The 13,542-nt window shown below is 58.8% G+C and carries 13 protein-coding genes and 2 pseudogenes; 11 read left to right on the forward strand and 4 right to left on the reverse strand.

The window, feature by feature from the left end; all coding sequences use genetic code 11:
• Positions 1-190: DUF962 domain-containing protein (locus AO277_RS05105; protein WP_143492719.1), on the reverse strand; the 190-nt coding region annotated here is incomplete at its 3' end.
• 369 nt (positions 191-559) lie between these two features.
• On the opposite strand from AO277_RS05105, the gene AO277_RS05110 reads away from it, so the two are divergent.
• Together AO277_RS05110 and AO277_RS05115 are read left to right on the forward strand one after the other, a co-directional pair.
• Positions 560-1,768 (forward strand): MFS transporter, encoded by a 1,209-nt coding sequence (locus AO277_RS05110; protein ID WP_002554510.1) that lies wholly within the window; start codon positions 560-562, stop codon positions 1,766-1,768.
• Positions 1,768-2,937, forward strand: a complete 1,170-nt coding sequence (locus tag AO277_RS05115) for an arsenic transporter (RefSeq protein ID WP_044319658.1) — start codon at positions 1,768-1,770, stop codon at positions 2,935-2,937. The genes AO277_RS05110 and AO277_RS05115 overlap by 1 nt, the downstream gene beginning before the upstream one ends.
• Here AO277_RS05115 and AO277_RS05120 read toward each other — a convergent pair.
• The 3 genes and pseudogenes from AO277_RS05120 to AO277_RS05130 all read right to left on the reverse strand — a co-directional run.
• Positions 2,903-3,886 (reverse strand): DUF1853 family protein, encoded by a 984-nt coding sequence (locus AO277_RS05120; RefSeq protein WP_044319659.1) that lies wholly within the window; start codon positions 3,884-3,886, stop codon positions 2,903-2,905. The two genes, AO277_RS05115 and AO277_RS05120, sit on opposite strands and share 35 nt — an antisense overlap.
• A gap of 63 nt (positions 3,887-3,949) precedes the next feature.
• On the reverse strand, positions 3,950-4,387 hold the full coding sequence (locus AO277_RS05125) for a hypothetical protein (RefSeq protein ID WP_044319660.1): 438 nt from the start codon (positions 4,385-4,387) through the stop codon (positions 3,950-3,952).
• Positions 4,388-4,466: 79 nt separating this feature from the next.
• Positions 4,467-4,970 (reverse strand): annotated as a pseudogene (locus AO277_RS05130) (PAAR domain-containing protein); the annotation flags it as partial.
• A gap of 236 nt (positions 4,971-5,206) precedes the next feature.
• Here AO277_RS05130 and AO277_RS05135 point away from each other — a divergent pair.
• The 9 genes and pseudogenes from AO277_RS05135 to AO277_RS05175 form a co-directional block, all read left to right on the forward strand.
• The gene (locus AO277_RS05135) at positions 5,207-6,097 is read left to right on the forward strand and encodes an NAD(+) kinase (protein WP_002554505.1); all 891 of its coding nucleotides are present in this window, start codon (positions 5,207-5,209) and stop codon (positions 6,095-6,097) included.
• Complete coding sequence (locus AO277_RS05140) at positions 6,097-7,068, forward strand: metallophosphoesterase (protein ID WP_044319661.1); 972 nt, start codon at positions 6,097-6,099, stop codon at positions 7,066-7,068. Before AO277_RS05135 ends, AO277_RS05140 begins: the two co-directional genes overlap by 1 nt.
• Positions 7,065-7,937 carry a rhomboid family intramembrane serine protease gene (locus AO277_RS05145; RefSeq protein ID WP_044319662.1) on the forward strand — a complete coding sequence of 291 codons (873 nt, stop codon included), beginning with the start codon at positions 7,065-7,067 and terminating at the stop codon, positions 7,935-7,937. The genes AO277_RS05140 and AO277_RS05145 overlap by 4 nt, the downstream gene beginning before the upstream one ends.
• A gap of 28 nt (positions 7,938-7,965) precedes the next feature.
• On the forward strand, positions 7,966-8,226 hold the full coding sequence (locus AO277_RS05150; protein ID WP_002554502.1) for a YeaC family protein: 261 nt from the start codon (positions 7,966-7,968) through the stop codon (positions 8,224-8,226).
• Entirely contained in the window at positions 8,223-9,056 is an 834-nt protein-coding gene (locus AO277_RS05155; RefSeq protein WP_044319663.1) for a DUF2797 domain-containing protein, read from the forward strand. The genes AO277_RS05150 and AO277_RS05155 overlap by 4 nt, the downstream gene beginning before the upstream one ends.
• Before the next feature lie 12 nt (positions 9,057-9,068).
• Positions 9,069-11,735: an aminopeptidase N gene (gene pepN, locus AO277_RS05160; protein ID WP_044319664.1), complete on the forward strand. Its 2,667-nt coding sequence runs from the start codon at positions 9,069-9,071 to the stop codon at positions 11,733-11,735.
• A 235-nt stretch (positions 11,736-11,970) separates the two neighbouring features.
• Entirely contained in the window at positions 11,971-12,624 is a 654-nt protein-coding gene (locus AO277_RS05165) for a YjfI family protein (protein ID WP_004665924.1), read from the forward strand.
• 26 nt (positions 12,625-12,650) lie between these two features.
• On the forward strand, positions 12,651-13,358 hold the full coding sequence (locus tag AO277_RS05170) for a PspA/IM30 family protein (protein ID WP_002554498.1): 708 nt from the start codon (positions 12,651-12,653) through the stop codon (positions 13,356-13,358).
• Between the two features lie 30 nt (positions 13,359-13,388).
• A pseudogene (locus tag AO277_RS05175) lies at positions 13,389-13,481 on the forward strand (rhomboid family intramembrane serine protease); the annotation flags it as partial.
• Positions 13,482-13,542 lie beyond the last annotated feature (61 nt).

A 13,542-nucleotide genomic window follows, 5' to 3' on the forward strand; every position in this document is an offset into this window, starting at 1 on the left:
CAGGATGCAGGCCGCCAAGGCAGCGTAAGTGGATAATTGTCCAACCTTCGGGGGGCATACCAAACGCCAGCAGGAAGATCACCAATGAGGTGCCCACAAAGTGCAGGCGCCGACTGGTACTGCTGCTGTGCTCGGCGAGGTAGAAAGGATAGAACTCGGCAAAGCTTGAGAAACGCTTGATGGTATCCACGGCGCGCACCCTCGTGTAGGCTCTTGTTGTTATACACAAATTTAGCCGACTGTCGTGCCGATGTGGAGCGTGGGCACGATGGACGTGACTAGCTTGCTGATGTTTACGACTATCGTGCCAATGCTCCGCGTTGGCATAAGGCATTACCCCGCGGAGCGTGGGAACGAGAATCTGAGTCGAACCTCAATCCACCTGACATCACAGAACCGCTGTGCAACGCAGAGCACTTCTCGACCCGTCAGCAAAAACGCAACAAAACATGGCACAGTTGCCCTGAAAAATGGCACATTGGCGCGCCTTGGTACGCGTGACACATCTTGTAATCATCCGTCCGGGGTAACCTGAAAACCTTTTTACGGATGAATACCCATGGCGACCAGCGCTCAGCCCGTGACGGCGAAGGCCTCGACCCCCCCTCAAGCCAGCCCGCTGGTGATGCGCATTATTGGTGCCGTTGCCCTTGCTCACCTGATCAACGACCTGATTCAGGCCATTCTTCCGTCGATCTACCCGATGCTCAAGGCCAGCTACGACTTGAGCTTCACCCAGATCGGCCTGATTACCCTGACGTTTCAGATCACAGCATCGCTGCTGCAGCCCTGGGTCGGTTATTACACTGACCGCCATCCTAACCCCCTGGTACTGCCTGTAGGGTCGATCTGTACGCTGGTCGGCATTGTGATGATGTCGATGGTGGGCAGTTTTCCATTGATTCTGCTGGCTGCCGCCTTGATCGGCATCGGTTCTTCGACATTCCACCCGGAAGCTTCGCGTATCGCGCGACTGGCTTCTGGTGGTCGTTATGGGCTCGCGCAGTCGACCTTTCAGGTGGGCGGCAACACCGGCTCCGCGTTCGGGCCATTGCTGGCGGCGGCGATCATCATCCCGTTCGGCCAGGGCAACGTGGCCTGGATCGGCTTGTTCGCATTGTTCTCGCTGGGTTTGCTGTATGCGATAAGCCGCTGGTATCGCGCGCACCTCAACCTGTTCAAACTCAAGGCAGGTCAGGCGGCCACTCATGGACTGTCCAGAAAACGCGTGATTGCCTCACTGGCAGTGCTGGCATTTCTGGTGTTTTCCAAGTTCTTCTACATGACCAGCCTGACCAGCTATTTCACCTTCTACCTGATCGAGAAGTTTGACCTGTCAGTCGCCAGCTCGCAGTTGCATTTGTTCCTGTTTCTGGGCGCAGTGGCGGCCGGGACCTTTTTCGGCGGTCCGATCGGCGACCGCATTGGCCGCAAGGCCGTGATCTGGTTTTCGATCCTTGGCGCTGCACCGTTCACCCTGGCCCTGCCTTATGCAGACCTGTTCTGGACCAGCGTGCTCAGCGTGATCATTGGCTTTGTACTGGCGTCGGCTTTTTCCGCCATCGTCGTCTACGCCCAGGAGCTTGTACCTGGCAACGTGGGCATGATTGCCGGGCTTTTCTTTGGCCTGATGTTCGGCTTCGGCGGCATTGGCGCAGCCTTGCTCGGCTATCTGGCTGACAGCCACGGCATTCTATTCGTCTACACGTTGTGCTCATACCTGCCGCTGCTTGGCATCCTCGCCATTCTTCTACCCCGGACCAAATAATGCTGATAGCAACGCTGATCTTCCTGTTCACCATTACGCTGGTCATCTGGCAGCCCAAAGGCCTGAGCGTAGGCTGGAGTGCGGTACTCGGGGCGGTTCTGGCGTTGCTGACAGGGGTTGTGCACCTCAGCGACATCGCTGTGGTGTGGGGCATCATCTGGAATGCCACGGCGACGTTCATTTCGCTGATCATTATCACGCTGTTACTGGATGAGGCGGGTTTCTTTGCCTGGGCCGCGCTGCATGTGGCGCGCTGGGGCAAGGGTAAGGGACGTCGTCTGTTCGCCCTGTTCGTGTTGTTCGGTGCGCTGGTATCAGCCTTGTTCGCCAACGACGGTGCCGTGCTGATTCTCACGCCTATCGTCATTGCCATGATGCTGGCGTTGCGCTTCTCCGCTGCGTCGACCCTGGCGTTCGTCATGGCGGCCGGCTTCATTGCCGATACGGCCAGCCTGCCGCTGGTGGTATCGAATCTGGTGAACATCGTTTCGGCGGATTACTTCAAGATCGGTTTCAACCGTTACGCAGCCGTCATGGTGCCGGTGAACCTGGCCAGCGTCGCCGCCACTCTGGCCGTGCTGCTGATTTTGCTGGTGGGCTGTTTCGCTCTTGAGCCGCTGGGCATCCCGATCAGTGCGATTTCGTCGGTCTGCGCGTTGCTGCTGCTCGCCATTGCCGCCAAAGGGCATACGATCAAGACGCGCAAGGTGATGAAAGAAGCGCCGTGGCACATCGTGGTGTTTTCGCTGGGCATGTACCTGGTGGTTTATGGTCTGCGCAACGCCGGACTCACCGGTTATCTGGCCAGTCTGCTGGACTGGTTTGCCGGCTATGGCATCTGGGGCGCAGCGATGGGCACCGGCGTCATGACCGCGTTTCTGTCTTCGATCATGAACAACATGCCCACCGTGCTCGTAGGGCTGCTGTCCATCGATGCAAGCCATGCCAGCGGGGCCATTCAGGAAGCGATGATCTACGCCAACGTGATCGGCAGCGACCTGGGGCCAAAAATCACCCCGATCGGCAGTCTGGCGACGCTGCTCTGGCTGCATGTGCTGGAGCGCAAGGGAATCACCATCAGTTGGGGCTACTACTTCAAGGTCGGCATCGTACTGACCGTGCCGGTGTTGCTGATTACACTGGCTGCGCTGGCACTTCGATTGAGTTGAGCAGGTGGCTGGTGTCGGCCAGATTCGGCCACATGTCCGACACCAGAAACAGGCGCTCGGCTTCTTCCCAGTTGCCCTCGGTATTCTCTTTCAGGCGCACCAGCAATTGCGCCGGGGCCAGCGGGTCGAGTTCGGCCAGCCAGTCGCGTAGCTGCTGATCGCTCCACACATCGTGGTAAAGCGCTGGTGCCAGCCAGGCATGACGCGGCAGGGGCTGCCAGCGTCCGGGGCTGCTTTGCGCCACAAACCGCTTCCAGTCACGTTGATGCAACCAGCGGCCCTTGAGATGCTGCGGGTGAACACCTGCGGGCGATTCGCATGAGCCTGGCCACGGATACAGCAGATAACCGCCCAGCCACAACTGCGCGCTGAAGGCCTCGACACCCAGCGCTGCCAGGGCCGCTCGGCTTTCCGGACGTGCAGACATCGGCAACTGATGCTGGCTCAGGTGGGCAAGCTTGCGGTCCAGCCGATCCTGGCAGCCAGGCCCCAGCCAGCTGGCCGGGTCGCGGCCGTCTCCGTCCTGCGGCCCTAGGTAGAGCTTGATTGCCAGTTCGACGTGATGCACGCCTTCACGATCACGCAGCAGCATGTCCAGTTCGCCCAGCGTCTGGCTGCCGAGCCGGATCGGCAGGTTGGCGGCAATGATCTCCACCCCCGGCGCGTGCTGCACCGCGAACTGCCAGAGCCGTTCGTAATAGCGGCCCAGCCGGCGTGTGGTTGCCAGCGCCAGCCAGTCTTCCAGCGGGCGACTGTCACGGTCGAGTTGCCAGAGAAAGTCCGCCAGTCGCTGCGGGTCCTGTACCCAGTCACTGCCGGCCAGCGGATGACGCTGTGGCCACGGCGCGACTTCCAGCATGGGCGGCGCGAGGATCACCCAGGCAAGGTCGCGCACTTCGGAGTGCCTTAGTTGGCGGGGGAGGTCGATCAGGCTGGGGAATAGGGTCATGTGCCGAGGATAGCGTGAGTTGAGGTTCAGGTGAGCTGATTGTGAAGGTGAAAAGATGCGGTGCTATTCAACGGGCCTGGCCAGTCCGAGAAAATCAGGGTCTTCACCACCGGGGCAGGGCGAGAATCGCTTGACGTCGGTTGCCCCCTTGACGTTCAGGTCGATGCGGCCGTTGGCATCTATGAAGATTGTAGTCTCTGGCCATTGCGGATCTATGTTTACGCAACCGCTGATTCCTGCGTTGTCCCACCATTGGAAATACATGAAGAAATCTTTTTTTTGAAATATATGGCCGCTGTCCCCAGTTGCTCCGCCAGGCCTTATGCCACCTCTGCTTATGCGATGATCGGTAATCCATGTATAGCTAAGCTCTCCGTCTGCCTTGTCTGAGTAATAGACGCTTACGTAGGGCGTAGCGAAATCCCATAGTGCGAGGATGAGAAAGGTCGCCGTTAACTTCGGCCAGCGGGCTATGGCGTGTATCAGGATTTTTCGGTTCATGCAGTGCTCTTGTTTTCAGTCGCGTTGAAGCATGAGTGCACTCTTACTCCTTTACCCCAACTGCTCTTGGGTATCTGTGGTTCATCTCGTCAGCGATGTAGCGGGTCAGTTCTTCCATTTGATCCGGGTGGTTGCAGGCTGGCGCTATGGCTGTGTTGGAAGTTGCAGGTGGGAATAGTGCTTCAGCCGCTTTGGCGTTCTCCTGTAATCCCGGATCGTTCACAAGCTGATTCAGCTTCGGTTCGTCCAGTGTGCCGTCCTTGCGAAGGATGCCGAGCCTGGAGAAATCTATGGCTGGGCCAGCGGCATCGCCGAAGTCGGAGCCGCCACCCACATCGGTGCTGCCGGAAATGATCGTTCCGCCGTGGCTGGTCGGGCTGCCCAGGTGGGCCATCGGACGACCGTTGATGAGGATCGAGGGAAAGCCGGTGACGATCACCGCGCCGCAGCCGCACATATCGCCTACTCTGGCGGCGGACATGCCGTTGATCAGGGTGTCGGAGGAGGCTGTGACAATCGGGGTGCAACCGTGGCCCGGCAACGGGCAGAGGTGCATGTCGCCCTGGCGGCCTGAGGGAATCATGTGTCGTCCTTAGGTGTATTGAAAACGGACGAAGCTAATGAACATCTTCTGTGGGGTATGTAAGGCAAATCCGGTTTTTTTGCGGGAATTCGCTCATTCGTTCAGAGCCAATCTGCTGATTGAAACGCTTCGTGATGAGGCGTTTCGCTTGATCTTTACGTGCCGGTTTGCTGCTACCGGGCCGTTTCGCCCATAATCGCTGTTTTAAGTCGTCTCGAAACCGCAGCAGGAGCCTCATGGAGCAATTTCGCAATATCGGCATCATCGGTCGCCTGGGCAGTGTTCAGGTGCTCGATACCGTTCGCCGACTCAAGAGATTCCTGCTGGACCGCCACCTGCACGTCATTCTTGAAGAGACGATTGCCGAAGTCCTGCCCGGTCATGGCCTGCAAACCTCGTCGCGCAAGATGCTCGGTGAAGTCTGTGACATGGTCATCGTGGTCGGTGGCGATGGCAGCCTGTTAGGCGCTGCACGGGCACTGGCCAGGCACAACGTTCCGGTACTGGGTATCAACCGCGGCAGTCTGGGCTTTCTGACCGACATTCGTCCTGACGAACTGGAGGTCAAATGCGCTGAAGTGCTCGACGGGCACTATCTGGTCGAAAACCGCTTCCTGCTTCAGGCCGAAGTGCGCCGCCACGGTGAGGCCATCGGTCAGGGCGATGCGCTCAACGACGTTGTGCTGCACCCCGGCAAGTCCACGCGCATGATCGAGTTCGAGATCTATATAGATGGTCAGTTTGTGTGCAGTCAGAAGGCCGATGGCCTTATCGTCGCCACGCCGACCGGATCGACAGCCTATGCGCTGTCGGCGGGCGGGCCGATCATGCATCCCAAGCTCGACGCCATCGTTATCGTGCCGATGTACCCGCACACCTTGTCCGGGCGGCCCATCGTGGTCGACGGCAACAGCGAGCTGAAAATCGTGGTGTCCAAGGACATGACCATTTATCCGCAAGTGTCCTGCGATGGCCAGAATCACTTTACCTGCGCACCGGGTGACACCATCACGGTCAGCAAGAAACCGCAGAAGCTGCGTCTGATTCACCCGCTGGATCACAATTATTACGAAGTCTGCCGCACCAAGCTCGGCTGGGGCAGCAAGCTCGGCGGCGGGGGCGATTAATGCTCGATCCGGCGCGTGGCTACGATCTGATCGGTGACGTGCACGGGTGCGCCCATACCCTGGAGCACTTGCTGGAGCTTCTCGGCTACCGTCTGCAGGCTGGCGTCTGGCGTCACCCTGAGCGTATTGCGATTTTCCTCGGCGACATCATTGACCGTGGCCCGCGTATTCGCGAGTCGCTGCATATCGTCCGCGATATGGTTCAGGCCGGTCATGCCCTGTGCATCATGGGCAACCATGAGTTCAACGCGCTGGGCTGGATGACGCCAGCCTTGCCGGAAAGCGGTCATGAGTTCGTGCGTGAGCACACCCCGCGCCATGCCCGGCTGATCGGCGAAACCCTGGCGCAGTTCGAGCGCTATCCGGATGAATGGAGCGATTTCGTCAACTGGTTCTATGAGCTGCCGCTGTACATGGACGCCGGTCGCTTCAGGGTGGTGCATGCCTGCTGGGATGCGACTCTGATCGATCCGTTGCGCGGCCTGCATGGCACCGGCTGTATCGACAAGCATTTTGTCCAGGCCTCGGCAGTGCCCGGCAGCTTTGCCAGCAATGTGTTCAACCGTCTGCTGCGCGGCACCGACATGCGTTTGCCGCACGGTCTTACCCTGACCGGCGGCGACGGGCTGACCCGCGAGTTCTTTCGTACCAAGTTCTGGGAAGATGACCCGCAGACCTATGGCGACGTGGTATTTCAGCCCGACCCGCTGCCTGAAGGCGTAGCCAAGACCCCGCTGTCCACGTCCGAAAAAAACGCATTGCTGCGTTACGGTATCAATGAGCCGCTGCTGTTTGTCGGTCATTACTGGCGCAGCGGCGTCCCCGCGCCTATCCGGCCTAATCTGGCCTGTCTGGATTACAGCGCCGTGCTCTACGGCAAGCTGGTCGCCTATCGGCTGGACCAGGAAACACAGATCGACCCGGACAAATTCGTCTGGGTCGACGTGCAGCGTCCCGAGGTTTCAGAATGAGTGCTGTTGCAGTCCTGCGGTTGCCGTTGACCACCAACCTGAGCGGGTTTGTCAGCCTGTTGCAGCGCTTGCGGATTCCCCACAGGGTCAGCGAAGAGGCTGGCGAGCAGGTACTTTGGGTGCCGGATGCGCCGCAACTGGCCGATGAGGTGCGCGAGTTGTACACGCGCTTTCCTGAAGGGGACGAGCATTTTCAACTGGCGCAAGACGCCCCAAACGTGACGTACAAGTCGCCGGGCCTGATCGAGCAGCTACGCAACAGCCCGGTAACGGCCCTGGTATTGCTGGTCACCCTGCTGGTGGCGGGCATGACGCTGCTGGGCGACAACCTCGAAGTCATCCGCTGGCTGACCTTTCAGGATTTCCGGATCAGTGGCGAGTACGCGACGTTTCTGCCGTTGTCCGACAGCCTGGCCGCCGGGCAATGGTGGCGGATCGTCTCACCTATGCTGATTCACTTCGGCATCCTGCACCTGGCCATGAACGGCATGTGGTTCTGGGAACTGGGCAGGCGCATCGAAATTCGTCAGGGCGGTCTGTCTTTATTGCTGCTCACGCTGCTGTTTTCAGCTGTTTCAAATTACGTGCAGTACCTGTTCAGCGGCCCAAGCCTGTTTGGCGGACTGTCCGGCGTGCTGTATGGCCTGCTCGGGCATTGCTGGATTTTCCAGATGCTGGCGCCCAACCCGGTCTATCGCCTGCCGCGCGGGGTATTGATCATGATGCTCATCTGGCTGGCGCTATGCCTGTCCGGCCTGGTGAGCATGCTCGGTTTTGGCGAGATCGCCAACGGCGCGCATGTCGGCGGTCTGATCATCGGTTGTGCTACCGGCCTGGTCGGCGGTGCGATTGCGCGCCGCAAGTCGTAAAATTACCCGCTATTTTCTGGAGTGCGCCATGTCGTCTTTTATAGAAATGATCGAAAACATCACCCCGGATATCTACGAAAGCCTGAAGCTGGCCGTGGAAATCGGCAAATGGTCCGATGGCCGCAAGCTTACTCAGGAACAGCGTGAGCTGTCGTTGCAGGCGCTGATCGCCTGGGAAGTGCAGAACCTGCCGGAAGACCAGCGCACGGGCTACATGGGGCCGCAGGAATGCGCCTCCAAATCAGCGCCAGTGCCCAATATCCTGTTCAAATCGGATGCTATTCATTGATCGAAATTGGTCGCGGAGCAGTCAACAAAATGTCGGCGCGTCAGGATGATGCGTCATGTGTGCAATACGCTTTTCGTCTGGGCGAGACCGAGATTGCGGTCAACCCGCTGATCGGCAAGACGCTGCGCCTGGAGTTTCTTGGTGCCATTCATTGCAGTCATTGCGGGCGCAAGACCAAGTCCAGTTACAGCCAGGGCTACTGCTACCCGTGCATGCTCAAGCTGGCGCAATGCGACATGTGCATCATGAGCCCGGAAAAATGCCATCACGATCAGGGCACCTGTCGCGATCCGGCATGGGGCGAACAGTTCTGCATGACCGATCACATCGTCTACCTGGCCAATTCGTCAGGCGTGAAGGTCGGTATTACCCGGTCCACGCAGTTGCCGACCCGCTGGCTGGATCAGGGCGCAAGTCAGGCGTTGCCGATTCTGCGTGTGGCCACCCGTCAGCAGTCCGGCTTTGTCGAAGACCTGCTGCGCAGTCAGGTGGCCGACCGTACCAACTGGCGTGCGCTGCTCAAAGGTGATGCCCAGCCGGTCGATCTCAAGGCCATTCGCCAGGAATTGTTCGACAGTTGCGGCGGGGGCCTGCTGGGATTGCAAGAACGATTCGGTCTGCAAGCCATCCAATTGCTACATGACGCCGAGCCTGTCGAGTTTCGTTACCCGGTCGAGGCGTATCCGACCAAGATTGTCAGCTTCAACCTGGACAAGAACCCGATTGCCGAAGGCACGCTGCTGGGGATCAAGGGCCAATACCTGATTTTCGATACCGGCGTGATCAATATTCGCAAGTACACGGCCTATCAGCTGGCCGTGCATCAGTAGAAGGATCCCAGCATGCGCACCGAGCAACCGAAAATGATTTACCTGAAGGACTTCCAGGCTCCCGAGTACCTCATCGATGAGACGAACCTGACCTTCGAACTGTTCGACGACCACTCGCTAGTCCACGCCCAACTGGTCATGCGCCGCAACCCCGAGCGTGGCGCAGGCCTGCCGCCGCTGGTGCTGGACGGTCAGCATCTGGAACTGGTCTCGGTCAAACTGAACGATGTGGAGCTGAGCGCTGCGGATTATCAACTGACAGAAGATCACCTGACGCTGCATCCGCAAGCCGAAAGCTTCACGGTCGACAGCACCGTGCGCATTCATCCTGAAACCAATACCGCGCTGGAAGGCCTGTACAAATCCAGCGGCATGTTCTGCACCCAGTGCGAGGCCGAAGGCTTTCGCAAGATTACCTACTACCTCGACCGCCCCGACGTGATGAGCAAGTTCACTACCACGCTCAGCGCCGACAAGCAGAATTTCCCTATTCTGCTCTCCAACGGCAATCCGATTGCCAGTGGTGAAGAAGAGGGTGGACGGCACTGGGCGACGTGGGAAGACCCATTCATGAAGCCGGCTTACCTGTTCGCGCTGGTGGCCGGTGATCTGTGGTGCATCGAAGACACCTTTACCACCATGGGCCAGCGGGAAGTCACCCTGCGCATCTATGTCGAGCCAGAAAACGTCGACAAGTGCCAGCACGCCATGACCAGCCTGAAGAAATCCATGCGCTGGGATGAAGAAACCTACGGTCGTGAGTATGACCTGGACATCTTCATGATTGTCGCGGTCAACGACTTCAACATGGGCGCGATGGAGAACAAGGGCCTCAATATCTTCAACTCCAGTGCCGTACTGGCGCGTGCCGAGACTGCGACCGATGCCGCGCATCAGCGGGTCGAAGCGATCGTTGCCCACGAATACTTCCACAACTGGTCGGGCAACCGCGTGACCTGCCGTGACTGGTTCCAGCTGTCGCTCAAGGAAGGCTTCACGGTGTACCGCGACGCCGGTTTCTCGGCGGACATGAACTCGGCCACGGTCAAGCGTATTCAGGACGTTGCTTACCTGCGAACTCACCAGTTTGCCGAAGACGCAGGCCCGATGGCCCACGCAGTGCGTCCGGACAGCTTCATCGAAATCTCCAACTTCTACACCCTGACCGTTTACGAAAAGGGTTCGGAAGTGGTTGGCATGCTCCACACCCTGCTGGGCGCCGAAGGCTTCCGCAAGGGCAGTGATCTGTATTTTGAACGCCATGACGGCCAGGCCGTGACCTGCGACGACTTCATCAAGGCCATGGAAGACGCCAACGGCGTCGACCTGACCCAGTTCAAGCGCTGGTACAGCCAGGCGGGTACGCCGCGTCTGGCGGTCAGCGAGTCGTATGACGCTGCTGCGAAAACCTACAGCCTGACTTTCCGGCAGAGCTGCCCAAGCACACCAGGCCAGCCTGGCGATCAGAAACAGCCGTTTGTGATTCCGGTCGAACTGGGGCTGCTGGACAGCAAAGGCGGCGAGATTGCTCTGCGTCTGGCGGACGAAACCGCAGCTTCCAGCACCACGCGAGTGCTCTCGGTTACCGGGTCCGAGCAGACCTTCACCTTCGTTGACGTTGCCGAAAAGCCACTGCCGTCACTGCTGCGCGGTTTCTCTGCGCCGGTCAAGCTGAGCTTTCCGTATGACCGTGATCAACTGATGTTCCTGATGCAACACGACAGCGACGGTTTCAACCGTTGGGATGCCGGTCAGCAACTGTCGGTTCAGGTATTGCAGGAGCTGATCGGTCAGCACCAGCAAGGTCAGGCACTGGTCATGGACCAGCGTTTGATCACTGCGCTGGGCACCGTGCTGGCGGATGAGCGTCTGGATCAGGCGATGGTCGCAGAAATGCTCTCGTTGCCGGGTGAGGCTTATCTCGCCGAGATCAGCGAGGTGGCGGATGTCGATGCCATTCACGCCGCTCGCGAATTTGCTCGCCAACAACTGGCCGATGGCCTGTTTGACAGTCTGCTGACACGCTACAAGGCCAACCGCGAGGTATCCAGGGCCACGCCATACGTCGCCGAGTCCACGCATTTCGCCCGTCGCGCGCTGCAGAACATTGCGCTGTCGTACCTGATGCTTAGCGGCAAACCTGAAGTACTGGCGGCGACCATCGACCAGTTCGATACCAGTGACAACATGACCGAGCGCCTGACTGCGCTGGCGGTGCTGGTCAATTCGCCGTTTACGGCCGAACGCGACAAAGCGCTCGCCGTGTTCGCCGAGAACTTCAAAAGCAACGCGCTGGTCATGGATCAATGGTTCAGCGTACAGGCGGTCAGCACTCAGCCGGGCGGCCTGCAACGCGTGCAGGAACTGATGAAGCATCCTGCATTCAGCATCAAGAACCCGAACAAGGTCCGCGCCCTGATCGGTGCATTTGCCGGGCAGAACCTGATCAATTTCCACGCAGCGGACGGCTCCGGCTATCGCTTCCTCGCGGACCTTGTGATCGAGCTGAACGCCCTGAACCCGCAGATCGCCTCCCGCCAATTGGCACCACTGACCCGCTGGCGCAAATACGACAGCGCCCGTCAGGCGCTGATGAAGGCCGAGCTGGAGCGTATCCTCGCCTCCGGCAAACTGTCGGCGGACGTGTATGAAGTGGTGAGTAAAAGCCTGGCTGAATAAGGGTTGCCCAGTGCCTGACAGGCACTTGTGAGAAAGGCGCTGTCCGCTGATGCGGACAGCGCTTTTTTTTGGAGTGTGCGTCGCCGTGCGGTGTTTTGACTATCGTGCCAACGCGGGGCGTGGGAACGAGAATTTTGGCGTCCATAAAAATCTCACATGTGATGCGTATCTATCTTCAAAAACATCTGATACGTTGCTCACCTGATCCACGGCCAGCAGCAAGGGGGAAGCGCCAATGCCTCGTAAAACCCAGGGCGATAACGCAGCGGTCCCGGCCAAGGCTTCGAAGAGCTCCACCGATTACATGCGTGAAATGCGTCTGCGACTCAAAGAGGCGGGGCTGGTGAAGCGCGAATTCTGGATCCGGCCGGAAAATGTCGATGCCTTGCGGGGGATCGAAAAAGCTTTAAGACAGCCCTTTTTGGGCGACAGAATAAAACTGGAGGATTTCATGACCGAGAATACCCACTGGACCATCAGCTCTCTGCAGAAGGCACTTTGCGAACTGGAGCTGGTGACGAACGGCAAGATCGAGCTCGATGTGACCGAGGGCGATGCCTCGGGCATCAGGCTGACCATGGCCGAGTATGGCGACCTGCCGATTTATATCGCGGTGGAAGGCGAGCAGATTCTCGCCGATGCGACCTTGATCGAGGTGAACAAGATCAAGAATGTGCAGGCGTTCAACGATGTCGTCCTGCGCAGCCGCGATCTGTTTCCGCTGTCATCGGTCGGTATCGAAAAGCTGGGTGACGGTCAGGAAGTCTACTGCCTGTTTGGCGCGTTGAGCGCAGCATCGTCGCTCACAGTAGTCGTGCAGGAAATCCTTACCCTCGCGGACAACGTGATCCGTGCGGCCGATGCTTTTGAAGATCATTTCATCTACTGAACAGCGCTGTCAGGCGGAGAACATTCATGACTACGAGTATCTGGAAAAAACTGGTGACCGCCGTTCGTGGTGGCGCTTCCGAAGTGGGCGAGTCGATTGCCGATGCCAATGCCATCCGCATTCTGGATCAGGAAATTCGTGACGCCGACAATGCGCTGGTCAAGGCCCGCGACGGGCTGATTACCATCAAGGCCAAGCACAAGCTCTCGGCACAGCGTCTTGAAGAACACGCCACCAGCATCGCCAACTGGGAAGGCCGCGCCATGCAGGCTCTGAACAAGGGTGAAGAAGCGCTGGCTGTGGAGTGCGCGAACAAGATCGCCGAGATCGAGGCCCTGCGTGATCAGGAGCAGGAACTGGCCGATCAGTTCAACAAGCAGGTCAGCCTGCTGCAAGAACAGGTGGTCAAGGCCGAATCGCGAATCAAGAGCCTCAAGCAGCAGGTCGAGATGGCCAAGGCCCGTGAAACCGTGCAAAAAGCTCGCGTTGCAACGGCCACTGCAACCGGTGGTGCCAGCGGCGCAGTCGAAACCGCAGTAGGCTCGCTGGCGCGTCTCAAGCAACGTCAGGATGAACAGGACGCCAAGCTCGAAGCGGCCGAAGAACTGGCCAGCCAGTCCAGCGGCAGCGATCTGGAGCGTCGTCTGCAGGATGCCGGTATTGGTGCCAAAAGTGGTGGTGCGCAAGATGTGCTGGCACGTCTGAAAGCCAAAAACCAGACGCCGGCTCAGTAAGCGAAGCCACAGGGCAGGCGAGGGTGGTGAATGGAGTTTTCCAAACGACTCAAGGTCATCCTCGCCCTGGCAGCAGTTATGATTGCGGTGCAAGTACTGAACTCGATCACCGGCAACGGCCTTGAACCGCCCCGGGTTTCTCGGAGACCCTTTTGTTTGAGTCATGCCACCTGGGCAGACTCGG

The sequence above is a fragment of the Pseudomonas amygdali genome, assembly GCF_002699855.1.
In the GTDB taxonomy this organism is placed as follows: domain Bacteria; phylum Pseudomonadota; class Gammaproteobacteria; order Pseudomonadales; family Pseudomonadaceae; genus Aquipseudomonas; species Aquipseudomonas amygdali.